Source organism: Pseudomonas asuensis (genome assembly GCF_014646755.1).
GTDB classification, from domain to species: Bacteria; Pseudomonadota; Gammaproteobacteria; order Pseudomonadales; family Pseudomonadaceae; genus Chryseomonas; species Chryseomonas asuensis.
On sequence record NZ_BMNW01000007.1, the window covers coordinates 268,941 to 292,215 of the forward strand.

General features: G+C 51.6%; 21 protein-coding genes. 10 read left to right on the plus strand and 11 right to left on the minus strand.

The genetic code is table 11. The annotated features are described in order from the left end of the window. Nucleotides 1-15 precede the first annotated feature (15 nt). The 6 genes from IEX86_RS16485 to IEX86_RS16510 form a co-directional block, all read right to left on the minus strand. A complete protein-coding gene (locus IEX86_RS16485; RefSeq protein ID WP_188867223.1) occupies nucleotides 16-1,458 on the minus strand; it encodes an ATPase domain-containing protein in 1,443 nt (480 codons plus the stop codon). A 688-nt stretch (nucleotides 1,459-2,146) separates the two neighbouring features. Further along, complete coding sequence (locus IEX86_RS16490; protein WP_188867224.1) at nucleotides 2,147-2,341, minus strand: hypothetical protein; 195 nt, start codon at nucleotides 2,339-2,341, stop codon at nucleotides 2,147-2,149. 137 nt (nucleotides 2,342-2,478) lie between these two features. Further along, nucleotides 2,479-3,942, minus strand: a complete 1,464-nt coding sequence (locus IEX86_RS16495; protein ID WP_188867225.1) for a family 43 glycosylhydrolase — start codon at nucleotides 3,940-3,942, stop codon at nucleotides 2,479-2,481. A gap of 395 nt (nucleotides 3,943-4,337) precedes the next feature. After that, complete coding sequence (locus tag IEX86_RS16500; RefSeq protein ID WP_373290457.1) at nucleotides 4,338-5,249, minus strand: glycoside hydrolase family protein; 912 nt, start codon at nucleotides 5,247-5,249, stop codon at nucleotides 4,338-4,340. 309 nt (nucleotides 5,250-5,558) lie between these two features. Continuing rightward, nucleotides 5,559-5,771: a DUF2934 domain-containing protein gene (locus tag IEX86_RS16505; RefSeq protein WP_188867227.1), complete on the minus strand. Its 213-nt coding sequence runs from the start codon at nucleotides 5,769-5,771 to the stop codon at nucleotides 5,559-5,561. 338 nt (nucleotides 5,772-6,109) lie between these two features. Further along, nucleotides 6,110-6,298, minus strand: a complete 189-nt coding sequence (locus IEX86_RS16510) for a hypothetical protein (RefSeq protein ID WP_188867228.1) — start codon at nucleotides 6,296-6,298, stop codon at nucleotides 6,110-6,112. Nucleotides 6,299-6,473: 175 nt separating this feature from the next. On the opposite strand from IEX86_RS16510, the gene IEX86_RS16515 reads away from it, so the two are divergent. Both IEX86_RS16515 and pgm read left to right on the plus strand, forming a co-directional pair. Further along, complete coding sequence (locus IEX86_RS16515) at nucleotides 6,474-6,668, plus strand: hypothetical protein (protein WP_188867229.1); 195 nt, start codon at nucleotides 6,474-6,476, stop codon at nucleotides 6,666-6,668. 492 nt (nucleotides 6,669-7,160) lie between these two features. Next, nucleotides 7,161-8,825 (plus strand): phosphoglucomutase (alpha-D-glucose-1,6-bisphosphate-dependent), encoded by a 1,665-nt coding sequence (gene pgm / locus IEX86_RS16520; RefSeq protein WP_188867230.1) that lies wholly within the window; start codon nucleotides 7,161-7,163, stop codon nucleotides 8,823-8,825. A gap of 115 nt (nucleotides 8,826-8,940) precedes the next feature. On the opposite strand, the gene IEX86_RS16525 is transcribed toward pgm, so the two are convergent. Next, entirely contained in the window at nucleotides 8,941-9,459 is a 519-nt protein-coding gene (locus tag IEX86_RS16525; protein ID WP_188867231.1) for an STN domain-containing protein, read from the minus strand. A 183-nt stretch (nucleotides 9,460-9,642) separates the two neighbouring features. Between IEX86_RS16525 and IEX86_RS16530 the strand changes: the two genes are divergently transcribed. Beyond that, entirely contained in the window at nucleotides 9,643-11,106 is a 1,464-nt protein-coding gene (locus tag IEX86_RS16530; protein ID WP_188867232.1) for a HAMP domain-containing sensor histidine kinase, read from the plus strand. A 2-nt stretch (nucleotides 11,107-11,108) separates the two neighbouring features. Next, the gene (locus IEX86_RS16535; protein WP_188867233.1) at nucleotides 11,109-11,762 is read left to right on the plus strand and encodes a response regulator; all 654 of its coding nucleotides are present in this window, start codon (nucleotides 11,109-11,111) and stop codon (nucleotides 11,760-11,762) included. 51 nt (nucleotides 11,763-11,813) lie between these two features. On the opposite strand, the gene IEX86_RS16540 is transcribed toward IEX86_RS16535, so the two are convergent. From IEX86_RS16540 to IEX86_RS16550, 3 genes are read right to left on the minus strand one after another with little or no spacing between them, the layout of a single operon-like run. Further along, nucleotides 11,814-13,202 carry an efflux transporter outer membrane subunit gene (locus IEX86_RS16540; RefSeq protein ID WP_188867234.1) on the minus strand — a complete coding sequence of 463 codons (1,389 nt, stop codon included), beginning with the start codon at nucleotides 13,200-13,202 and terminating at the stop codon, nucleotides 11,814-11,816. Further along, a complete protein-coding gene (locus IEX86_RS16545; protein ID WP_188867235.1) occupies nucleotides 13,202-16,336 on the minus strand; it encodes an efflux RND transporter permease subunit in 3,135 nt (1,044 codons plus the stop codon). The genes IEX86_RS16540 and IEX86_RS16545 overlap by 1 nt, the downstream gene beginning before the upstream one ends. Nucleotides 16,337-16,339: 3 nt before the next feature. Continuing rightward, a complete protein-coding gene (locus tag IEX86_RS16550; RefSeq protein ID WP_188867236.1) occupies nucleotides 16,340-17,491 on the minus strand; it encodes an efflux RND transporter periplasmic adaptor subunit in 1,152 nt (383 codons plus the stop codon). Between the two features lie 546 nt (nucleotides 17,492-18,037). On the opposite strand from IEX86_RS16550, the gene IEX86_RS16555 reads away from it, so the two are divergent. From IEX86_RS16555 to IEX86_RS16580, 6 genes are all read left to right on the plus strand, one after another. Next, nucleotides 18,038-18,448 (plus strand): hypothetical protein, encoded by a 411-nt coding sequence (locus IEX86_RS16555; protein WP_188867237.1) that lies wholly within the window; start codon nucleotides 18,038-18,040, stop codon nucleotides 18,446-18,448. 101 nt (nucleotides 18,449-18,549) lie between these two features. Then, the gene (locus IEX86_RS16560; RefSeq protein WP_188867238.1) at nucleotides 18,550-19,500 is read left to right on the plus strand and encodes a hypothetical protein; all 951 of its coding nucleotides are present in this window, start codon (nucleotides 18,550-18,552) and stop codon (nucleotides 19,498-19,500) included. Between the two features lie 160 nt (nucleotides 19,501-19,660). Continuing rightward, complete coding sequence (locus IEX86_RS16565; RefSeq protein ID WP_188867239.1) at nucleotides 19,661-20,005, plus strand: hypothetical protein; 345 nt, start codon at nucleotides 19,661-19,663, stop codon at nucleotides 20,003-20,005. 173 nt (nucleotides 20,006-20,178) lie between these two features. Continuing rightward, nucleotides 20,179-20,625, plus strand: a complete 447-nt coding sequence (locus IEX86_RS16570; protein WP_188867240.1) for a hypothetical protein — start codon at nucleotides 20,179-20,181, stop codon at nucleotides 20,623-20,625. Nucleotides 20,626-20,702: 77 nt separating this feature from the next. After that, nucleotides 20,703-21,089 carry a DUF8617 domain-containing protein gene (locus IEX86_RS16575; protein ID WP_188867241.1) on the plus strand — a complete coding sequence of 129 codons (387 nt, stop codon included), beginning with the start codon at nucleotides 20,703-20,705 and terminating at the stop codon, nucleotides 21,087-21,089. An 82-nt stretch (nucleotides 21,090-21,171) separates the two neighbouring features. Further along, nucleotides 21,172-21,606: a GNAT family N-acetyltransferase gene (locus tag IEX86_RS16580; RefSeq protein ID WP_188867242.1), complete on the plus strand. Its 435-nt coding sequence runs from the start codon at nucleotides 21,172-21,174 to the stop codon at nucleotides 21,604-21,606. Between the two features lie 1,293 nt (nucleotides 21,607-22,899). On the opposite strand, the gene IEX86_RS16585 is transcribed toward IEX86_RS16580, so the two are convergent. Further along, the gene (locus IEX86_RS16585) at nucleotides 22,900-23,094 is read right to left on the minus strand and encodes a helix-turn-helix transcriptional regulator (RefSeq protein WP_188867243.1); all 195 of its coding nucleotides are present in this window, start codon (nucleotides 23,092-23,094) and stop codon (nucleotides 22,900-22,902) included. Between the last annotated feature and the right edge of the window lie 181 nt (nucleotides 23,095-23,275).

Consider the following 23,275-nt stretch of genomic DNA (forward strand, 5'->3'; position numbering starts at 1 on the left):
CCTCTGCAGACGCGATTAATGATTAGAGGTTGAAGAGGCTGCGATGTCCTCCTTTCTCTTCTGTTTTTTCATTGGATGAATCAGCGTTAGACCTCCCTTACCAATGACTACCTGCTTCTGGGTGCGATCAAAGGCGCTGTTTCGAACCTTTATTATTGAAAAAAGGCTTGTAAGCTCTTTTTTCTTTTCTTCAAATCGCAGCAAGAAGACGTTATCAACGAGGCTACATAGGTGAGGGGCTGGAGCAGTGATATCGGACTCTAGAAGTTCCTGTATCTCCCAAGTGCTCCATACCGTTACGTCCATAGCTCTTAATTCGTTGAACAGGGCACTAAAAAACTCAACAAGACGGTTTTGTTCGCTGGCAGATCGAGCCATTGCTGCGACACTATCGATCAAAACCCGCTTGATTCCGTGCTCACGAACAGCATTGATCAAGGCGTAGCCAACGCTATCAAGCCTTAGTTCTGTTGTCGGCTGCCAGTGTATGCGGACAGCATCCTGTTCTACGAGCGACTGAAGATCAAGATCTAGGGCTGCAGCTTTCAAATCGAGCTGTTCTGGCGTCTCGTAAAAGCCAAAGATGAGGCCTGGTTCTGCAGGTGTGGACTCCAGGATAAAGTTCAAGCCAGTGACGGTTTTGCCAGAGCCTGACGGGCCAAGAATGAGCGAGGCTGATGACTTACACAGTCCGCCAAACAGGGCTTTATCAAGCATAGGTATACCGGATGGTATTTTCTTCTTACTTGTTTTCAAGGAAGCTGTAGGCGTGTTGAATAAGGCCTCGAATCTTGGATATACGACAATACCCTGATCGTTGATCTGATACTCATGCTGCCCTGCAATGGCGCCAGAGCCTCTTGATTTGCGTACGGTCATCCTGCGTATGGAGCGCACGCCTACCCCTTGCTCTTCAAGCGAGATCATCCCGTCAACCATGGTCAACTCAGGGCTACCTTCGTCCATGGTTGCGCTGGTCAGAAAGAGCAGAGTGCAGCCTGCAAATGCAGCATGCGCCTGCAGTTCTGCAATGAACTTTTTTGTGTCCAGAGGCGTGTCGGCCTGGCTTCTGGCATTAAGCAGGCCATCTACAACCAGCAATGTCGCCTTATTACGAATTATCTCTTTACGTAACAGCTTGATAACGGCATCAAGCCCTTCGCTTTCCAGCGTATCGAAGGCACTAAGGTATTTGATGTTGTCCCCGACCTGAGATTCATCAAAGAAGGCCAGGGTAGAGAGGAAACTAAACAGCCGATCATGCGATTCAGAGAGGAGCGTCGCAAATACAGCTTGACCACCCGTGCGGATGTAATTGAAGGCAATCTGGCTTGCCAAAATGGTCTTGCCTGACCCAGGTCTGCCCTGAATCAGATAGGAGGAGCCTGAAACAAAGCCCCCCTTAAGCAGAGCATCGAGCCCTTCAATACCACTCTTTAGACGCACCAGTTGGCTCACGTGTTGACCTCAAATTATTAACGAAGACGCATTAACGGCAGATGCATTATGCGTGGTTATCTAAGGGGTAAAGAAGAGAGAAATTTATGACCTTAATTTCTTCAGACAACATTTATGGAGAAGCTGATGAGCAGATCTCTAAATATATTCAAACATTTAATCGAACATAGAGGAACGATAGAAATAAATGAATATAGGAGGTGTTGCCTGGAAACGTGATGCAGCCTGCTTCGGCTACAGATGTCTCTCTTGGAAGAGACCCGTGATATGAGGCGCAAACCGAAGCCGGAACTGCCTGGATGGTCTGACTAGGTCAGGGATAAACAGAGTAATGCTATCGAGCGGATGTTTTGCGGCGAACGAAAAGGCGTGGGTTGGGAGCCTTGTACGCCATATTTGCATGTAGCTTCAAAGCCATGGTGGCAGAGGCCACTTTGTTTTTACAAAACCTAAGATTGCTGGGTGAAATCATTAAGCTTTAGGGATGCCGGGTTATGGCAAAGCCAACATTAGGCCTTATCCACTGATAGCTACAGATAATGGAGATTAAGAGGGACTCAAGAGCAAGCGCAGTTAAGGCCACTCTGGGTCAAAAGATATATTGATCTGTACTGATCAGGCTGGACGAATGATAAAGCTGTAATTTGGGTAATAGGTAAAGGAGACTGCTATAGCGGAGCACTAAGGTTTATGCCTTAACCTTCCATTGCCGTGCCAACAGCTTATCGATATACCCAACGAGCTCTTCAGATGTAATAGAGTAAACATGCACCCAATGACCCTCTCTGGTACGACCTGCACGGATAGGCCATTTGCTGAGGCCTAGTTGCCTGGCGCGCTCAATAACTTCCGTGGGTGTCGCTCCGGTTACTGGGATAGGCATGAATGTCTCCTTTATCAATCTCTTCTTGCTATCGGCCTGATGGCAAAAGAGCTTGAGCGCAAGGTGACTAACGGTCAGAGTTAAGGGGAGTGCAGGGCGGGACGTCCTTGTCCGTGGCTTATTTCAGAGAGTTGACGTTAAGGTATAGCTGACCAGTGCTGACAGCCATTTTTCATCCAGCGTCCCTGGCCTACGTCAACGCCGTCGCTGACCTTGCAGCCTGGTATATCCAGGACCTTGCCACTGGAGCGGTTGACCAGGCGGAACCAGTTTGATGCGCTAGGCAGCATCTGCCATTGCTGGGTGTGAAGGTTTTGCCATGTCTCCTGTGAGATCGGCGAATCCTTGAATGCCTCCTGCGCAGTCAACACTTTGCCGCTGTTGACACTCAGTACCTCATAGAAGCCATTTTTCAGATTGATCATGTGCCAGCGTTGAGCGTTCGTCTGATCACACGAGGCCTGTTCGACCCGTACGCCTGCATCGAGGCTGGCATCTTTCACATTGAGGCATTTGCTGCTGTTCTGATTGACCAGCGTTACTGGCTTCTCTGCGCCTGTCGGAACACCGAAAACCGGATTGCCATTGGAGTCCCAGCTGAGCGGATGAACATAAATAGCCCTGTTGGGATCGTACAGCGGATCGCCAACGATGCCCTTATAGTTGCGAGCATTGTAGATATGGAGAATGGTTCCATCCCGGTCGGTCGTAAAGGTGTTGCTGCCTGTACCATAGATCCCGTTGCGCTCGCTGCTCTTGAAGACAGGCACGGGTGACTTGGTCCATACGCTAGGATCGAGCAGATCCGCCGTGGCGGGTGCAGAAAGCAGGCCCATGTTGTAGTTCGCATCGGTAGCACTGCCCGAATAGGCAATGAACACCTTGCCATTATGCTCCATGACGGCAGGCGCTTCGTTGACCCAGAAACCTACTTTCTCCCAGTCGTATTCAGGTTGCGATAGCATTACCTGTTTGCCTTTAATGGCCAATGGGCCATCCAGCTCGGCAATGTAGAGATTGCTGTTACCTTCGATGTTCGGATCTTTCTGAGCCCAGACGATGTAACGTTTGCCTGCATGCACGAAGGTAGTCGTATCGATACTGAATGATTCCCAGTTTGTCTTGATCTGACCACGCTCGATCCAGCCTGAGCCTGTTACCGGATTGGCTGCATTGTTGGACAGTGCGTAAATGCGGTGATTGAACGGGGTGCCTTCCTGAGCGGCAGCGAAATAGACGTACCAGGAACCATTGTTGTAATCGATCCATGGTGCCCAGACATGAGTGCTCATTTCACCACTGTCGTGCTTGGTCCAGATGACCTGTTCCTGGGCTTTTGCAAGACCGGCAATGGTCCTGGCGCGCCTGAGTGCGATCCGGTTGTACTCCGGTACGCTGTAAGTCATGTAGTAATACCCGTCGGTATGTTTATAAACGGACGGATCGGCTCGCTGCGTGATAATGGGATTATCGTATTTCGTTGCCGCCAGGGCAGGGGCAGGATTGATCAAGGCGGTTACAGCAACCGCGAGCGAAAACCAAGCAGCATTGACAAGGTTACGCTTGAGGCGCCGCGCCTGAGCACGAAGTTCTAGAACCATGGTGTTTCTCCGTTGTTGTTGTTAGCAAGAACACAGGTTGTTATCCAGCAGGGTGAGCTACAGGTCATAGGATGAAAGACGCAACCCATGGCGGCAGCTTCTCAAGCCGAACTCGCCAAGCCGGCGACCGTATAAGGCAGGTTGACCGGGCTCGACATCAGAGACGACTCAAGCGCAAATCCCGATAATGGTATGACTATTAGGAGGTTTGCTCGATTATTTATAGCTCCTAAAGTCCAAACGTCTAGTGGTGGCGAGCTAATGTTATGATGAATAGTGAGGTGGGAGTGTCCTGCGTGATGAGACAAGACTCTCCCAGTAGAGCAGAGGCAAAGCTTTACAGCAGAGTTTATTTCGTGACTGGAACCCTTGTCGTAACGGTATGCTGTGGCGTATCAGGGCGTACCCTGGCTGAAGGGTAGGGAGAGGTAATATTCTCCTAGCTCAGTCAGTGAGCCATCGCTGGCCAATAGGCTGGAGTAGTGCACGTCATTATTCACGCGCCCACTAAACCACGCATAGCGAAACACATCCGAACGGGCTTCAAGGAGCGTTACCATTTCAGCCATCTGCTTATTTTGCTTATCGACTGAATCGATCTGGGCACCGTCTTGGTTGGCGTGCCAGTTGGCAAATTCTGTTACCCAGAATGGCTTACCGTATTTGGTCAGACGATCTAATTGATCAGACAGACCATAGTCATACCAGTGGAAGGCCAAGTAATCGATCTGTGGGTCTCGATTGTCATGAGCAGATCGGTAAGCTGCGTAAAAAGCATCCAGCCAGACCACAGGGTCTGAAAATCCTGACATTGTTCCCCAGTTCATGGCCGGGCCAACCAGTTTAACGCCTGTACTGCGGGCAAGGGCCTCGAAGCGTGGCCATAGTGCAGCAGCAGCTTCCGGTGGCATGTTGGCTTGGTCGACCAGATTGGGTTCATTGACCAGCAGAAGATAGTGAATATGGGGATGGCTGGTCAGGTAGGCCTGAATATCGCTGTCGTTGAAGTCTCCATTCCAAAGCATGGGAATAAAATCCATCCCGTAGGCGCTGGCGTAATCATCAGCGTCCAGCGCATTGCTCTGACGGGGGCTCCAGTTGTACCACCAGCTCACGCCAGGGGATAGCGCTGCTATGTCCTGTGTTGATGTCAGGTCATAAGCAATGCCTCGTTTGGGACTTTTGGCGGGCGCATCAGCCGCATTGCCAAGGGTGACAGAGCAGGTCAGAAGCATGCCTGCAAGGCAGGACAATAGAGTGGATCTGTTCATGAGTAAAAGGTGCTGGCTTGAAGGATTAAAAACTATCCTCTAATGGTAGGTGCTATCTGAAAAGGTTGCCTTGAACAGATCCGCACGCAAGCCAGGAAAAGGTGCATCAGTCTGACTGGTGCGACGGGCGTGATCTTGACCGCATTGCAGAAGCTGCTGTTAAGGCCGGTAGTTGAATGCGTTATCTAAGGCATGAACCCGTATGGGATACGAGCAGACTAAAGAGCGATGGCAACTTTTTAGGCTGCGCTTTTTCCGCTAAGTTTTCTTGCCTGTCTTAACGGTTGGCTAACGTAAAAACGGCCAATGTAATTGGCCGTTTTAGACGCTGACGTACGCTTGACGTCATGCAGGTTTCTTGGCGCGACTTCTCTTGGGTTTAGGCATGGGTTGCGCCACGCTGGTTTCAATTCCGCCAGACAAGGGATCGCCGGGGGCGTCGTAGTCGACCTCTCGCTGGGCTTGGAACCAATGCTCGAATCCTTGTCCGTCCGGACGACCCGCAGCTTCCCAGATCTCATAGGCGCGTTGACGTATGCGTTGTTCCAGATCATCCATTCGCTCATCCTCCTATCGGATGGTGGCTCAGCAGTCTGGCACCGAGCCTTCAGACTTAGAGGCCGTATGCCTTGGGTATCTGCCTGCATAATTGCATCAGGGCTATAAGAAGGGATGCCTAGTCTTGCTTATTGTTCCTCAAACTCTGTGCATGCCCGATGAAAAACTCTTTTCATTGAGAGACTTAACCCTTGTCACGCTGCGCCAGCTCCATGATCATTCGTGTCAACACATAGTCCACTTCGGCATATTCCTCTGGCTGCCTAGCCCCAGTGCTACGCCAGCATGGGCTGCCTTGGGATAGTTTTATGCCTATCATTTTAAAGTGCTAGCCGCAGTCACTCTGCAGCTTTTAAGACGGCTTTGGCTATGTAGCGCTCAATGAGCGTGCAGGCCTGCTCGTTCAGCTCCAACAGATCAGGCAGAAACACTCGCAGCTCAGGATGCTGGCGGGATTCTTCCTCTAAAGTGCAATACGCCTCAATGATGGAAGCTTGGGTCCGCAAGGTTTGGCTAACCTTTTTCATAAGGGGATCTGCTTAGTTGATGTAGAAGCTTTGTCGGTCAAATTCGGCAAGACTTTGGACCTTTCATCGTCTGCTACGCAAAGCTTCCCGTAAGCTGCCGATGATGACTTATAGATTTCATAATTCCATGCTATCAACGGTGCCTATCTGCAGGGCTGCTTGGGGAGGCACGTTCATGGCAGTATTCAAACGCTATCCGGTAGTGGGGCTAATCGTTTCGTTGATTGGTATTTCGACTACTTTGATCATGGTCAATGCGCCAAGTCATCTTCAGCATTTTTCAGCGTTGGTCTTGTCCGGGCTAATAGGGATAGTGGTAGGGGTAACGGCGCTGATAATGACGGCCCGCTACATCTATACCCACCTCTAGCCGGGTGACTCTTGGAGCACTGCTTGTGCTGATTGGCGCAACCAGTTGATGTGCGCTTCCAACTCAATGTAACCCTAACCGCTATAGGTAGAGGGGATTCGTATGAGCCGTTATGAGCACATGCCTTTAAGTACGCAGAGTCCTGATCCTGTAGTGCCTGCGATGCAGGCATTGGCAATAATGTATTCGATTCCTTGAGCCCCGATATCCTCCGGACAACCCGCCAGGCGATGATGAAATAGATCATTCGTTGTAACGCAACAGGCTTACCGAGCGACCGGCTAATGCCGGGGTTCTTTGCAGGACTGTTTCCAAGGCTTTTTCCGAGTACCGCAGCACATAAGCGAAACGACAAGGGAACCGCAGCAGGTAGTGTTTGGGTCGAAGCGCAAATGAATGACACCCGCCAGTGTCATACCGCTTTCGAATGCTTCTTGAATCGCCGCATGGTTTACTTGAGGCAGTAATTTCAACCCATCAAAGGAACGTCAGATGAGCATCGACCTTAACGCAGGACGCCTGCCCGATGAGCATACCCTGGTTAACCTACCGCGCCTGGTGTCGCGCTACTACAGCGAGCGCCCCAATCCTGATGATCCAGCGCAGCAGGTTTCATTCGGTACGTCCGGGCACCGTGGCTCATCGCTGAAGGTCAGCTTTAATGAATGGCATATCCTGGCAACCACCCAGGCCATTTGTGACTACCGCAAAGAGCAGGGCGTAAATGGTCCGCTCTTTGTTGGCATGGATACCCATGCGCTGTCCGAGCCTGCCTTTGTTTCAGCGCTGGAAGTGCTGGCCGCCAACGGTGTTGAGACCCGCATCGATGCAGGCTGTGCTGAGACCCAGGGCGAGCCTGGTTATACGCCAACGCCCGCCATCTCCAATGCCATTCTCGAATACAACAAAGGCCGCACTAGCGGACTGGCTGATGGTATTGTCATTACACCTTCGCACAATCCGCCTGCCGACGGCGGATTCAAGTACAACCCCACCAATGGCGGTCCGGCCGATACCAACGTCACCAAGTGGATTCAGGAACGCGCGAATGCGCTGCTTAAGGCAGGGCTGAAAGGCGTAGAGCGCATGGACTATGCCCGCGCCTTGAAGGCACCCACCACCCAGCGCTTCGACTTTATCGAAAGCTATGTGGGTGGCCTTGATCAGGTCATCGATATGGCGGCCATCAAGAATTCAGGCCTCACGTTTGGCGTAGATCCTCTGGGCGGGGCAGGCGTACACTATTGGACGCGCATTGCCGAGCGTTTTGGTTTGCCGCTTGAGGTCCTGTCGACCCGTATCGATCCTACCTTCCGCTTCATGCGCCTGGATTGGGACGGCAAGATCCGTATGGACTGCAGCTCGCCCTATGCAATGGCCGGGTTGATCGAAAACAAGGACCGTTTCGATGTGTCCTTTGCCTGTGATACCGACCATGACCGCCACGGCATTGTGGCGCGCTCAACTGGGCTGCTCAATCCCAACCATTATCTGGCGGTAGCGATCGAATACCTCTTTACTCATCGTCCGGAGTGGAGCGCTCAGGCGGGTATCGGTAAAACACTGGTATCGTCTTCCATGATCGACCGTGTGGCTCAAGGTATTGATCGGAAGGTGATCGAAGTGCCGGTGGGCTTCAAGTGGTTCGTGGATGGCCTCATGGACGGAAGCCTTGGCTTTGGTGGTGAGGAGTCCGCAGGCGCATCGTTCCTGCGCAAGACTGGCGGTGCGTGGTCGACCGATAAGGACGGTATCATCCTGGGGCTGCTGGCGGCAGAAATCACGGCAATTACCGGCAAGGATCCTGGCGAGCGCTACCAAGCACTGACCGAGCGTTTTGGCTCGCCGGTGTATCAGCGTATCGATGCCGCAGCTGATCGCGAGCAGAAAGCCAAACTCGGTAAGCTGTCTGCATCACAGGTAACTGCCAGTGAGCTGGCCGGCCAGCCGATTACACAAATCCTGACCGAGGCGCCCGGTAATGGTGCAGCGATCGGCGGTCTCAAAGTTGTGACTGAAAACGGCTGGTTTGCAGCACGTCCTTCCGGTACTGAAGACGTCTACAAAATCTATGCTGAAAGCTTTGAGGGCGAAGCGCACCTCAAGCGCATTCAGGAAGAGGCCAAAGCACTGGTCGATAGCGTCTTGGCAGGTTGATCAAAGGCTGCCTGGGTAAAAAATCCTAGGCAGCCTTCTTGCCTTATAGACCAGCAGGCGTCTGCAACAGAAGTCAGCCGCCTGCTCTCAAAGCGACCTGGATAGGCTGGATGACCTAACGCTTCAGTTCGTTGAGCATCCCGTCCAGGCTGCGATGAAACGAGCTGCGCGCCCCGGCACTGATGAAACCTTGCTGGCGAGCCAGAGCTGCTGCGCTAGTTTCCACCTCTTTGATTTGTTGCTCATAATGCTGCTGTTTGGCCTTGGTAATCGAACCTTTTTGGGTATCGATAAGGCTACGTACAGCCTGTGCCTTGGCCCCGACGGCATCCTGTTCCTGGGTATTCGCTTCCAGCCCATCAGCCGTAGGGTAACCTTCGAGTCCTGTTCCTTTTATTAGCTGCCAGAGCGCTTCTTCAGGCGTATAGCGGCCATGCAGTGCAGGCACCTTCTGATCTGCGAAAGGGGTAAGGTCCACCGTGACAGGGCAGCCGGTACTATGAGCCAGCTGTTGTAATGCTTCATCCAAACGCTGAGACGGATAATTGAAATCAGTGGCCTCTCGCTGGCAGGCCGCCTGAGCAACTTGGCACGCCAAGCCAAGAATCATTAATCCAGACAGAAGAGTCTTCATGGTTTCCTGCGCAGCAGATAGAAAAGTGGAGTCTTGCCTATTTCCATACCTAAAGGCAAAGCCTGACGTCTTAACGCGAGGAGATTCTCCGATCTTCACGGTGTAGCTGATAGGCCGCAGGCGCTGCTAAAGGGTTCATGGCAAAATGATCATATAACCCGATGATCAGGACTCACGCCCTCCTTGCTTACTCTCTCCAGGCTCGCCTCGTTATTCACGCCCAAGCGATGGCTGGGCGGACTGTTCATCAAGTTTTTTGTCAGTCTGTTCGTGATCTCTGGCTCTTCTACAGTTGCAATCATCGGCTTCGGTACCTGGAAAAGTCAGGTTGAGCTTAAAGAGGCACTAAGTGAAGATAAATTGCACGACCGTGTTGCGGTAGAGGGCAGGGTGGTGGCTGAGCTGCTGCAAGCCGCCGCTACGCCTGAACGCTGTCAGGCACTGCTTGAATTATTGATCCATCGTGTCTTTGGTTCTGGTGTATTAACAGGCAAGGCTGGTAATAGTTTTAGCCAGTCTCTTGGGGAAGGGCGTCTTGCAGCGCTGTACCGCAATGAGCAGGGGCTGCAATGTCATTACCCCGCCAAACTGACGGAGCCGCTTCAAGCCAGAATGCAGACAGTTAGCCGCCAGGGTAACAGTACCAGGGTTGAAAGCGATGAGTCGCGTACGGCCAGTGATATCTGGTTTAGCACGGCGGTTGTTCAGCTACCACAAGAGGCGGATAGGCTTGTTCTGGGTATGGAAGGGTTTGATCCATGGAAAGCCTTCTGGGCGGATACGAGCCGTCAGTTTGGTTGGCTGTGGCCCTATATGCTGATCAGTAACTGTTGCACCGCACTGCTGCTGGCTTTCTTCCTGCTGAATAGGATTCGTCATGCCGAGCAGGTAGCCAATACCTGGGCCCAGGGCCAACTTGATATTCGTATCAATGATGAAGGGCATGATGAGTTTGGCCGACTGGCCCAGCGGTTCGATCATATGGCTGATGCGGTGGCAGGCGTGATTGAGGTCAAGCAGGCTATCGCTGCCCAGGATGAGCGCAATCGGTTGGCCCGTGAGCTGCACGATACCGCCAAGCAACGGTGTTTCGCCCTTGGGCTACAGCTTAGTCTGTTACGCCGTCTGTGCAGTACCTATCCCGAGCAGGCTAAGCTGGCCAACTCATCACTCAAGCTTGTTGAGCATCTTCAACGAGACATGCGCGATGTCATCCATCGCCTCTCGGCGCCTACGGTGGCTGAGCTAGGTCTGGATAGCGCCTTGAAGCAGAATCTGGCAAACCTCCTTGAAGGCAGCACCATTGAATGGTCTGTCGATATTCAAGAAGAGGTGATGTACCGGCTACAGGAAGAAGATGCGGTTGCAACTCAGCTGCTCCTGATTGCCAGCGAAGGGGCGGCCAATACACTTCGACACGCCAACGCCTCCCACCTGTGGATATCCCTTGCTCGTCAGGAGGAGCGGCTCGTTCTTAAAATCGAGGACGATGGTCAAGGCTTTCACCCGGGGCACACCACCTCGGGAATGGGCCTGGGCAATATGCGTCAAAGAGCCCATTGGCTTTTGGAAGGGCGTATTGATATCTGCAGCGAGCCCGGTGAGGGAACGACCGTCGAAATTTCCTTTAAACCCACAGAAGGGTAACGATGAAAACCACCGTGTTGCTGGTTGATGACCATGCCATTGTCAGACAGGGTATCCGCAGCCTGCTCGACATTACTGGCGAGTTCGATGTGGTAGGTGAGGCGGGAGATGGGCAGACTGCGATTGAGCTTGCTCAGGCGTCTACACCTGCGCTTGTCTTGCTGGATTTGATGATGCCAGGGTTAAGTGGTGTGGAGACCATTAAGCGACTGCTGGAGGTGAGCCCGGGTAGCCAGATAGCTGTCTTGAGTTCTACTGAAGAAGATGAGCTGGCCTTTGCTGCCATCGAGGCGGGTGCTCAGTCCTTTCTGGTCAAGACGATGTTGGGCGATGAGCTGATTGATATGATCCGCCGGATCGCACGAGGTGAGGTCATTATTCATCCCTTTATCGCCTCGAAGCTGCTCAAGGTGGTCAGAGGAATTCGCGAGCCCAGGGTTGATCCCTTCAAGGAATTGACCGAGCGTGAACTTGAGGTGCTTCGCGAGCTTGCTTCAGGCGGAAGTAACGTGCGTATCGCGACTTCACTCAATATCAGTGAAAAAACAGTTAAGTCTCATATCAGCAGCGTGCTCTCCAAACTCGACCTGGCTGACCGTACAGAGGCCGTTGCCTTTGCCTGGAAGCAGGGGCTGATGACGCATCATAGGCCCTGAGCGCATAAAGCGGTAAAAGGCCCAGACCAGATCTGGCCGGGCCTTGGTTTATCAGATACCACCTAACACTCTGTACAACTCGATGCGGTTTTCCTCTGCGATTTGACGTGCATTGACCAGCGATTTCTGGGCGCTGTAGAGCGTACGTTGCGCATCGAGCGCATTCAGGAAGGTATCAATACCCCGTCTATAACGTGCATCCGAGAGCTGGTAGCTTTCGCTGGCCGCTTCCAAAAGAGCTGTCTGGGCAGAAAGTCGCTCCTCCAGTGTGCCGCGCCTGGCCAGCGCGTCAGCCACTTCACGAAAAGCGGTCTGGATGCTTTGCTCATAGTCAGCGACGTAATAGTCCCGCTGGGCCTTGCTGTAGTTCAGGTTGGCTGTGTTGGCACCACCGGTAAAGATCGGGATGCCAACAGAGGGCATGAACGACCAGACCTTGTTGGCGCTTGAAAACAGCGATGACAGCCCGTTACTGCTCAAGCCTACAGAGGAAGTAAGGCTCAGCTGCGGAAAGAATGCTGCCCGAGCAGCCCCGATATTGGCATTGGCTGCCAACAGGTTGTGTTCGGCCTGAAGCACATCCGGGCGCCTGAGCAGAACATCAGAAGACAATCCAGGCGAGACCTCTGCAAACAGGGGTTTATCTGCTTCCAAGGGTTGGGGTAGCACCGCATCGTCCAGGGTCTGCCCGACCAGCAGTTCCAGTGCATTGCGGTCCTGAGCGACAAGCGTCTGGTAGTTGGCAATGTCTGCGCGCGCCTGCTCATAGATTGTCTGGGCCTGCCGTAGATCAACACGGGAGGCAATGCCAGCCGAGAGTCTCCCCTGGATCAGGTTGACCGTGCGGCCGGCACTTTCCAGTGTTTCTTCCGAGATCCTGAGTTGGGCCCTGTCAGATGCAAGTGTCAGGTAGGCATTGGCTGTTTCCGCGATCAGACTGATATAGGTGGCGCGGGAAGCCTCCTCTGTAGCCAGCAAACTCTGCTGCGCTGATTCGGACAGGCTCCGCACGCGTCCAAACAAATCCAGCTCATAGGCGCTAAGCCCAACGCTTGCCGAAACGCTTTTGCTATAGACGGTCTGTTTTTGGCCCAGTGTCTCAACCTGAGTGCGTGAACGTGAAGCATTGGCGCTGGCGTTTAAATGGGGCCAGAGTTCGGAGCGCTGCAAGCGATATTGCGCCCGAGCCGACTCGATATTGGCCGCCGCTTTGCGCAAGTCCCGGTTATTGGCTAGCGCAAGTGTTATAACGGATCGTAGATCGGCATCCAGCACAAGCGCTTCCCAAGTGGTTGGCACAAAGGCTTGCACAGAGGGCGTGTGGCCAGTTCCCTGCGGCCACGTTGAAGGAACCGGGGCGGCAGGGCGCTCATAAGTAGGAGCAAGAGTGCAGCCAAACAGAGCCATCGGCATGAGCAGCGCTAAACATCTCAGGCGCATCACGGTGTCTCCTGCGAAGTGGATGGGGTCTTGCTCTTCTGGAAGCGAATGACGAGGCCGCGGACGAGCACGAAAAACAGCGGTACGAAAAAGATCGCAAGCACCGTTGCGGTAAGCGTGCCGCCAATGATGCCGGTGCCGATGGAGATGCGGCTGTTGGCGCCTGCACCGGTAGCAACGGCCAGGGGCAGCACACCAGCCATAAAGGCCAGGGACGTCATGACAATCGGACGAAGTCTTAAGCGAGCACCCTCAAGCGCCGCATTCCAGATGGAGAGCCCACGCTTCTCAGCCGCTTCGGCAAACTCAACAATCAGAATGGCATTCTTGGCAGCCAAGCCAATGGTGGTAATAAGCGCAACCTGGAAAAACACATCGTTTTCCAGCCCTCGCAAGGTAGCTGCGAGGATAGTGCCGACGATACCCAGCGGAATGACCATGAGCACCGAGAAGGGAATCGACCAGCTGTTGTAGAGGGCTGCCAGGCAGAGGAAAACAATCAGGATGGACAGGGCATAAAGGCGAATGGCCTGCCCGCTGGATTCGCGCTCCTGGTAGGACAGGTCACTCCAGGCGAAGGTCGTCCCCTGGGGCAACTGGTTGGCCAAATGCTCCATTGTGTCCATGGCTTCACCCGAGCTGACACCCGGGGCACCCTGACCCTGAATCGCGTATGAGGCAAGGCCGTTGAAGCGTTCAAGGTTGTCCGGGCCGCGCTCCCAATGCGTAGTGGCAAAGGCCGAGAAAGGTGTCATCGCATTGGACTGACCACGCACATACCAATGGTACAGATCATCCGGTTGGGAGCGGAACGGGGCGTCACCCTGCATGTATACCCGCTTGACGCGACCTCGGTCGATAAAATCATTGATATAGGTGCTGCCCCAGGCCGCGCTCAACGTTGAGTTGATATCGCCCAACGCCAGCCCGCTGGAAACCGCCTTGGACTGATCGATGTCGATTTTGAGCTGTGGAGTTTCTTCCAGGCCGCTTGGGCGAACGGCTGCCAGGGACGGCTCTGTTGCGGCCAACCCTAACAGCTGATTACGAAAGCCCAGGAGCTGGGCACGGTCCGTTGTGGCTGATGCCTGTAATTGGAACGTGAAGCCAGCCGATTGCCCCAGCCCCTGTATGGCAGGTGGCGTCAAGGCATAAATCTGCGCATCGCGGGAACGGTAAAAGGTGGCCATGGCGCGGTTGGAAATACTATCGGCCCGATCTTTCTCATCGGTGCGCTCGCTCCAGTCCTTAAGGGCAACAAACGCAAGGCCCGTATTCTGGCCGCTTCCGCCAAAGCCAAATCCGACAATGGTGAAAATTGCTTTGGTGTTGTCCTTTTCGGTTTCCAGATAGTGGCGTTCAATGGTCTTGCCAACTTCCAGGCTGCGCTTCTGAGAGGCGCCGACGGGGAGGGTAAACTGCACCATGTTCGAACCCTGATCCTCCGTAGGTAAAAAGCCGCTGGGTAAACGCAGATACAACACAACCAGCACAGCACCTAAGCACCCATAAATGAGCATGAACCGTACCGGGCGGTTGAGTACACCCGTCACCCCATGCTCATAACGGTCGAGGTTCTTGTTGAAGGTGCGGTTGAACCAGCCAAAGAAACCAGACTTCGCCTGATGCTCGGCCGGCTTGAGCAATGTTGCGCACAGGGCGGGTGTGAGGGTCAGTGCAATGAACACCGACAGCACCATGGACGCCACGATAGTGATAGAAAACTGCCGATAGATAACCCCTGTCGACCCGCCAAAGAAAGCCATGGGCAGAAAGACGGCAGACAGCACCATGGCAATCCCGATCAATGCACTGTTGATCTCCGTCATCGACTCCATGGTGGCGTCAAAGGCAGACAGCTTGCGCTCCGTCATCAGGCGCTCAACGTTTTCCACCACCACAATGGTGTCGTCTACCAGAAGACCAATGGACAGCACCACGCCAAACAGGGTCAGCGTATTGATGGAATATCCTGCAATCCATAGCACGCCGAATGTGCCTAACAGCACCACCGGAACGGAAATCGCCGGGATAAGGGTCGCGCGCCAGCTCTGCAGGAAAATGAACATCACCACGACGACAAGGGCAATGGCCTCGAAGAGCGTCTTGATGACCTCATGAACTGAAAGCTTGATGAACTCCGTGCTGTCGAGCGGGAACTCCAGGTGGTAGCCCTCAGGGAAGTTGCTGGACAGCTCCTGCGCCAGCGCTTTTACACCTTCGGCTGTGGAAAGCGCATTGCTTCCCGGCGCAAGCTTTACCGCAAGCCCCGCGGCAGGATGGCCGTTCAATCGAGTGACAATGCCGTAACTCTCACTGCCCAGCTCCACCCGAGCTACATCGCCCAGGTGTACATGCGCGCCTGAGGAATCGCTCTTTAGGATGATGTCCCGGAACTGCTGGGGCGTACGCAGTCGCGATTGTGCGGTGACGGTGGCGTTAAGTTCCTGATCCGGTGGAGAAGGCAATCCGCCAATCTGCCCAGCGGAGACCTGAGTGTTCTGGGCCTGTACGGCCGCCGTGACGTCAGAGGGCATCAATCCATAGGTAGCCAGCTTTGAGGGATCTAACCATATGCGCATGGCATATTCAGAGCCAAAAATCTGTACATCGCCTACGCCAGCAACCCGTGAGATAGGGTCCTGCAGGTTGCTGGCCATATAGTCGGAAATATCAGTAGAGGATGAACGATCCGTGTCGTCATACAGGGCCATGATCAGCAGGAAATCATTTTGCGCCTTGGTCACCGAGACGCCTTGCCGCTGCACCTCGGAGGGAAGACGCGTAAGCGCCTGCTGGACCTTGTTCTGGACCTGGATCTGAGCGTTATCAGGGTCAACCCCCTGGTTGAAGGTCACAGTAATGCTGGTTCGCCCTGTGGAGCTGCTGCTGGATGAAAATGACTGAAGGCCATCCAGCCCCTTGAGCTGCTGCTCAAGGATTTGCGTAACGCTATTCTCCATGGTCTCGGCCGAGGCGCCGGAGTAGGAGGCACTGACCGAAATAGCGGGAGGCGCCACATCCGGGTATTGAGCGATGGGAAGGGTGCGTATCGCCAAGAGACCAAAAAGCATGATGACGATACTGATGACCCAAGCGAAGACCGGACGCTTGATAAAGAAATGTGCAAACATCGGTTACTGTCCTTCCGGCAGGGTACGAGGCTCAGCGGAGCCTGCGGGCTTGAACTCAACCGCGTGCACCGTGGAGCCTGCCTTGACCTTGCCTGTGCCTTCAACGATGAGACGATCACCGTCTGCCAGCCCGCGTTGAATCAACCATTGGCTCCCAATGGCCTGGCCCGTAACCATTTCACGTGCTTCAACCGTATTGTTGGCGTTTACAACCAGCGCCATGCCGTTGCCTTTTGCATCTCGGGTGATGCTCTGCTGAGGCGCAAGCAGCCCCTGAGGCGCAACGGCTTCCTGCAAGAGCGCCCGCACATACATGCCGGGCAGAAGAAGCCCTTCAGGATTGGGGAACAGCGCCCGGAGCGTAACGGATCCGGTCTCCTGATCCACGGCAACCTCTGCAAACTTCAGCACTCCTGAGTGTTGATAGAGCGAGCCGTCCTCCAGGCGAAGGCTGACATCCGTACTGCCAGCGGCTACGCCATTGCCCATGGCCTTCTTGAGCCTGAGCAGCGCGGCGCTGGATTGGGTGATGTCTACATAGATAGGGTCCAGCGTACGGATAACCGCCAACGCGGTCTCCTGATTGGCAGTTACCAGGGCACCCGGGGTGATGCTGCTCTTGCTGATCCGGCCAGCAATGGGCGCCGTAATCTGCGTGAAATTCAGATCGATCTGTGCAGACTCAACCGCCGCCTTGCGCTCGGCAATGGTAGCCAGAGCCTGCTGGTAGCTGGCCTGGGCATCATCTGCCTCCTGTTGGGAAACGGCTTCGATCTTGATCAAGTCGTTGTAGCGTTCGGCTTTAAGCTTGGCGGCCTGCAACGTGGCCTGGGCATTAGCCAGCGAGGCCTTGGCCTGGTTTAGCGAGGCACGGTAGGGGGCCTGTTCGATACGGTAGAGAACCTGCCCGGCCTTGACGAGTGTTCCCTCTTCAAAGGTACGCTGTGTAATGATGCCTGACACCTGTGGGCGAACCTCAGCCTCCATATGGGCCACGGTTCTGCCGTTAAGCTCGGCAACCAGGGGGACAGGTTGTGACTTCAGCGTTACCACCGCCACCTCAACCGGCGGTGCTGATGGCGCCTGGGCAGGCGCTTCAGGTTTGCAGGCGGCTAGCCACAGCACAGCCAGATACAGAAAGGCTTTCGATTTCATGTGTAGACGCACACTTTTCCAAACTAAAAATGTGCGCCAAGGTAGCGGCTGAGAAGAGGGCGGACACCCGCCTTATGGATGATTTGCCCTCCGCCTTAAGTCTGCCCTCAGGCTTTTCAAAAGACGGTTCACACCGCCAGTCGGCATGACTTACCTATAGGCAAGCGACTGTTTGGTATCGTGTTAACGCTTCGAGATAAACCGAAAAAGCCAAGCATTGGCCTTAAACGCTACATGCTTATGGCATGGAGTGCTGGCATAAGCATCTGTGTAAGCGAAGGGGTATGAACTGAATCTCGTTTCTTCTGCTTGAAAATTAAACCTACCTGTAATAGACGCGCTCCATGCGAATCGAGTAATGTCTGAGCTCGACTTGCTCCCGCCGCCGTGCCGCCCTGTGCATGACGTATAACTCGCTTATACCGTCACTGCTCCTCGGAAAGGCTCGTTTTAGAAAGGAAAAATAGAAATGACAAGGAAGGTTATGCGTCAGACTCGTCCAGCGTGTTATCCGTCACGTGACGTCTAATAATAGTTAGGTATCGCATGGATATTTCTCGCCTATTGCGGAAGCGTCAGTTAAATGTTCAGGAGCAAAACGCGCTCGCAGAGCACAGAATATATCTGACCGCAAGCTACTGGCGAGACAACGAACTACCACGCGCGCTCCTTGAATTTGGTAAAAAACAAGAAATATCGTGGGATAAAAGCATTATCTTGCAATTAGAAAAAGATTTCCCCGGTATGCCTAGCTTAATCGGCACAATCCTAACCGACGAAGGTCGTTTTGTAGACTTTGAGCTAGAAACAGATGAAACGCACGCACAACTAAGGTCAGTTGAGTTGTGGGAGGACATAACGGATCAGCAAAATTTCTCCACACACAACAAAGGCAAGGGCATTGGATACGGCGCACTTGCGTTAAGTGTGCAATCCCAGCTCTGCAGCGAAACCTAACTAGTGGTTCAAATCGCTCACTTCGCTCGCTGGGACGGGCTAAAGCCCGCCCCTTAACCAAACGTTATGACCGAATAATTTGATTACGGAGTATATCCGAGATGAGTAAGACGCTAATAACTAGAAATGAAGTATCAAACGAAGGAGGGTCGCTATCGCTTGAAGTGAACTCTGATCGTTTAAAACACCTTTTTTATATGCTGCATGGCGAAACAACAACAAGGTCTAGACCCTTTAAGGGAGCAATCCAAGTATCAAAAAGCGATATAGTAATTTTGATAAAGGATATCAGCGAGCAACTGAAGCTAGCCCATGTTAGAGATTGTACTGTCGTTGTAGGAGTTGGTTTTGAGAAAGACTTCGTGGAAAAACCATTCTCTGAATTTGAATCCTATGGTTGGAATGAGCCCGATAAAACGAAAGAAATCACAATAAAGATAAATTTCTTGTATGAAGACTACGACTCAGGAAATCCGCTGAAACATGCTGTTTTTATAAGAATAGCCAAGGGAATTAAGCCAGGAAATTTACTTCAGCTAATGGCGTCAAATGACTCAGATCAGTTAGATAATCTTGAAAACTTGATGTGTCCTGTGTTTTGTAGGACAGATCATGTGAATGACAAGCTTAGTAAAGATATCATGAGGGTAGTTGAGGATTGGCATTCCGGTCAAAAGCAGCCAAAGCTACTCTCTGGAGGATTCGAGCTTCTAAAAAAACATAAAATACAAGTTGCTCGGACTGTACACTATTCATATAGCGCAGCAGCAGTTTTTGTGTTGGCGTATTGCGCATTCGCTATTCCCGACGTATTAGATAGAAAATACACTCTGCCCACATTGGTTACATTGGTTACATTGGTTACATTGGTTACATTGATTATATCGTCGAAGCTTATCTTATCCGTGCTGATGAATATTGGCGGATCTAGAGCTCAAAAAGTATTCAAAAGCCTATCTAATATTTCTGGTGAAGACGTTATATTTGATATTACGAAAGGTGATGACAAAGAGCAGTCGGATACCATCAACAAAAACAAAGAGCTATTCTAAAGATTCAAGATCAATTTTTCTTTGGACCAATGGCCAAGCAATTATTGCAAGTTTAATAGCTGCTGGTGTATTTGAGTGGCTCAAGTCATAACAAAAAATTGCAGCGGATGTAAATTTGCTGCGCAAAGTGACACCGCTGAATTTGGCGTTAGAGGCTTGAATGGCTCGGAAGCTTACTTCTGGTCTTAAAATTGCAATAGTTATAGCTATAGGATGTGCAATAATTTTCGCTATCTTGGGCGGCGTGAATTATGGCTATACGTTATCTAACGCTATTTTGTTTGCTGCCTTCGGCGTTGTCCTCGGAGCGATTGGAGCGCCACTTATCGAGCCGAAAGCTTTTAGTTATCCTATTTCCTGGCAGGTATTTTTCTCGATATTAAGCTGCCTGCTTATTGCTTTCCATCTACAAGTTGGCCCAGAGGGTTACGCGCTTGCTACTATCTTTGGCGCCGTTCTTGGGTATACCGCTCCAATCTGGGTAAAGCACGTCCAGGGGCCTTAACGACGATCTCTAACCAGTGGTTCAAATCGTTCGCTTCGCTCACTGGGACGGGCTAAAGCCCGCCCCTTAACCAAACGTTAGCAGGAGAAGAGTAGGCAGTGGAAGAACGAAGTTTTAAGGGAATTACCGCTCGATTTGGATGCGCTTTGGCTTGGTGTTTCGGGTTGGGAGTCATGACAGGCCTGCTCTACAGGTTGCCGTATGCCGATTTGCAGAATACTGTGAGGGCCATGCTGACTGAAAACTCATCTCCAAAGAGCTTTCACCTTATTGCAGTCGCATCGGTCATCTGTCTCGGAGTCCTTATCACATTATTTGGACGTACAGAAGGCGAAATATCTCCCTTCAGATATATCATTGGTTACAAAGCAGCTGAGGTTGCTTTAGCTCTGGCTTCAGTATTTTACGGGCTCCTTTTTGGCTTTTCTTTAGTGATTTGGCAATGGCCTCTGTTTGCTGTTGGTTTCTATGCCTTTCTTATTACAGTAGGGCTCCTAATTGTCTTGCTCTGGCTATCTTTTGCTCGCAATGGAACTCGGAACGAAATATGGGCTCGGCTGTGTAGCACGTTTCTCGTTGCTATCTCCATCGGGGTAGTTTGGTTTGAGTATTTCCGCTAACAATCAGCTGCACAGCGACCGATTTTCTGCTGCTTCGCGGCTCCAAACCATCGTGTGAGCCAGGCGTTAGGTGCTTCATGAGTAAGCTCGCATGCACATGTGGCCATATAATCCGCGACCAAGCGGATTCATTACCCCACAAAGCCTCGCTTATAAAAGATCAGCAGGAAGAGGACTTCATTCAAAATCTGGCACAAGAAATTAATTCTCTATTGACTGCAGCAGAAGCTGGAAATCTAGAAGCTATTCTAGATGAGCGATACGGAAAGATACCACGGCAACCAAAAGCGGCCGAAGCCTGCTACAACATTATTGGAAGTGCATTATTGAGTAACTCTATTAGTGCTTACGAGTGTCAGTCGTGCGGTAAGCTTTGGATTCAAAAAGAGGTGAACAGCTTTAAACCCTTCAACTCTGAAAGCAGAGTATATGAAGCGGTGCTATCTATTGCACCCAGCACCTAACTAGCGGTTCAAACCGCTCGTTCCGCTCACTGGATCGGGCTAAAGCCGTCCCTTAACCAAGCGTTATGTGCTAGGAGTAAAAGTGGAAGTTACTATAGGCAAAGGCCCTGAACTGATTAAGCAGGCACAATCTATTCGGTATCAGGCGTTTACTCTCGAACAAAATATTCCAACAGAGTTAGACCTTGATGGTTTAGATGAAGTGTCATTCCATGCCCTAGTAAGGGATGAATATAAATCAGTGGCAACAGCTCGCTTAACAATAAAAGAAAATGGATCTTCAGTTATGGCTAGGGTTGCGGTTTTAGAGGAGTACCGTGGTCTTGGAATTGCTTCAAAAATAGTCAAAGCGCTAATTGAACATGCTGATAATATTGATGTGGCTTCTATTGAAATCCACGCTCATGGTTACCTTAGAGGTTACTATGAGCAGTTTGGATTTGAGTTCATCAAGGAAGTTGAAATAGTGGGTGAGCATCAGTTGATTGAAATGCAGCTTCAATTGAAGTGCATATAGCAAGTTGTTTAGTAGCGCTCCTTGGGATTAGCTGAAGCTCGTCTTTTTGTTGATAAGTATCTTGTAATGAGATGTTGTTATTTATTACGGCTAGTGAGCCCGATAAATGGACGAGGAATAACAGTGAATAAAAGAAGGAATTTAACCTGTAGACGATTAAAAATAGAATGAATGATAAATAGAGCGTTCATTGGCGGAAGGAAAATATGAGAAAACTGGAAGCGGATTCCCATTGCTCGAATAAAGCCATTTCTAGCTAAATAGCCAGAACTGAACAGTCCAGCAAAGGCAACATGTCAGGTTTTGGATAACGAGCAGCCTTTGAAAGAAAGTTGGATCATGAAAAATATACTATTTATATGTAGCCGTAATCAGTGGCGAAGTCCTACAGCTGAAACAGTCTGGCGCAAGCATCCAGGAATCAGTGTTCGGTCTGCAGGTACAAGCCCAAATGCTCGAAAAACGGTAGGTCCTTCGGACATACGCTGGGCGGACGTCATTATTGTCATGGAGCAAAAGCATAAGAGCAGGTTAGTGGCGGATTTTACTCGTCTATTGGAGCATAAGCCTATTTACGTGCTGGAAATTCCAGATGAGTACAGATATATGGACCCTGAGCTCGTAGATATCCTAAAAGAGTCTGTGAGCAGTTGCCTTGCTATCTAATAAAAGGTTCAGATTATTTGATCCTGCTTACTGCGCTTGGCTAGAGCCCAACCTTATCTAAACAGTGTGAGATTTGCATGGAGCTAATAGAGCTGGAAGAAGGCCAGCTTCTTGGGATTGAATTAGAGGCTGGCGAGTTGTTCGTACAGTTTACAGCACTTACCTCCGATAATGAGAGAGTAACTGTCTTTTCTCATAATCGAGATACCTCAAAGATAAAGATTCGATTCTAAGCATTATCGTTAAAGACAGGACTTTGCACAGTGGATGGCTTTGCGACTTTTGGGGAAATAGAGTCGGTCTCATGCTGTAAGGATCGCTATATCCTCGAAGGAGATTTTGGTGCAATTACAGTATTTGCAGATACAACCTTCATCCAACCAGCCCCTGTCTGATTAGGTAAAGGGGCCTGCTAAAACCTGCCATTTATGTTTGCATAAGGCAGCGTAACGTTGCATAAGAAGCAAAAGCAGGCCATTTAAGCTGCCGCATCACATGATCCTGCCCACAGCGAGCCAGATAGGCGTTAGCCTTAGATTAAATTCAATAGCTAGCTGCGCTCAAAATACGTGGAAGTCGTTCAAGCAGAAGCGGTAGAGCCATACTAAGTGAGTGCATTAGTAACCCTTATTGTTCATCATTAAAGATTACCTCAATAGGCAAAGCAAAAATCCGTGCTATCTGAAAAGCCAGTGGCAGACTAGGGTCGTAGCGGCCGTTTTCGACAGCGTTGATGGTTTGTCGGGAAACGTCGAGCTGCGAGGCGAGATCGGCCTGGGACCAGTTACGTTCGGCGCGCAGCTCCTTGAGTCTGTTTATCATCGGTAACGTCGCGTCGCTATTCTTAGTCCTATCATCCACATGAGCCCCATGATAGGCCACACCATATGCCAGCTGATATGGGAAAACCTACACATGGAGAGAGGCGTTACGAGAGAGGCAAGCCTGAGTGCACTAGCATTCGCTGAGAAAAGACATGGGAGCGTCTAGCATCGTAAGACTG

What these genes read in the sequence shown, in the direction of transcription:
- IEX86_RS16490 (WP_188867224.1), bottom strand. Translation starts at nt 2,341, where the DNA reads ATGCCTATCCCAGTAACCGGAGCGACACCCACGGAAGTTATTGAGCGC.
- IEX86_RS16495 (WP_188867225.1), bottom strand. Translation starts at nt 3,942, where the DNA reads ATGGTTCTAGAACTTCGTGCTCAGGCGCGGCGCCTCAAGCGTAACCTT.
- IEX86_RS16505 (WP_188867227.1), bottom strand. Translation starts at nt 5,771, where the DNA reads ATGGATGATCTGGAACAACGCATACGTCAACGCGCCTATGAGATCTGG.
- IEX86_RS16510 (WP_188867228.1), bottom strand. Translation starts at nt 6,298, where the DNA reads ATGAAAAAGGTTAGCCAAACCTTGCGGACCCAAGCTTCCATCATTGAG.
- IEX86_RS16515 (WP_188867229.1), top strand. Translation starts at nt 6,474, where the DNA reads ATGGCAGTATTCAAACGCTATCCGGTAGTGGGGCTAATCGTTTCGTTG.
- pgm (WP_188867230.1), top strand. Translation starts at nt 7,161, where the DNA reads ATGAGCATCGACCTTAACGCAGGACGCCTGCCCGATGAGCATACCCTG.
- IEX86_RS16525 (WP_188867231.1), bottom strand. Translation starts at nt 9,459, where the DNA reads ATGAAGACTCTTCTGTCTGGATTAATGATTCTTGGCTTGGCGTGCCAA.
- IEX86_RS16535 (WP_188867233.1), top strand. Translation starts at nt 11,109, where the DNA reads ATGAAAACCACCGTGTTGCTGGTTGATGACCATGCCATTGTCAGACAG.
- IEX86_RS16540 (WP_188867234.1), bottom strand. Translation starts at nt 13,202, where the DNA reads ATGCGCCTGAGATGTTTAGCGCTGCTCATGCCGATGGCTCTGTTTGGC.
- IEX86_RS16545 (WP_188867235.1), bottom strand. Translation starts at nt 16,336, where the DNA reads ATGTTTGCACATTTCTTTATCAAGCGTCCGGTCTTCGCTTGGGTCATC.
- IEX86_RS16550 (WP_188867236.1), bottom strand. Translation starts at nt 17,491, where the DNA reads ATGAAATCGAAAGCCTTTCTGTATCTGGCTGTGCTGTGGCTAGCCGCC.
- IEX86_RS16555 (WP_188867237.1), top strand. Translation starts at nt 18,038, where the DNA reads ATGGATATTTCTCGCCTATTGCGGAAGCGTCAGTTAAATGTTCAGGAG.
- IEX86_RS16560 (WP_188867238.1), top strand. Translation starts at nt 18,550, where the DNA reads ATGAGTAAGACGCTAATAACTAGAAATGAAGTATCAAACGAAGGAGGG.
- IEX86_RS16565 (WP_188867239.1), top strand. Translation starts at nt 19,661, where the DNA reads ATGGCTCGGAAGCTTACTTCTGGTCTTAAAATTGCAATAGTTATAGCT.
- IEX86_RS16570 (WP_188867240.1), top strand. Translation starts at nt 20,179, where the DNA reads ATGACAGGCCTGCTCTACAGGTTGCCGTATGCCGATTTGCAGAATACT.
- IEX86_RS16575 (WP_188867241.1), top strand. Translation starts at nt 20,703, where the DNA reads ATGAGTAAGCTCGCATGCACATGTGGCCATATAATCCGCGACCAAGCG.
- IEX86_RS16585 (WP_188867243.1), bottom strand. Translation starts at nt 23,094, where the DNA reads ATGATAAACAGACTCAAGGAGCTGCGCGCCGAACGTAACTGGTCCCAG.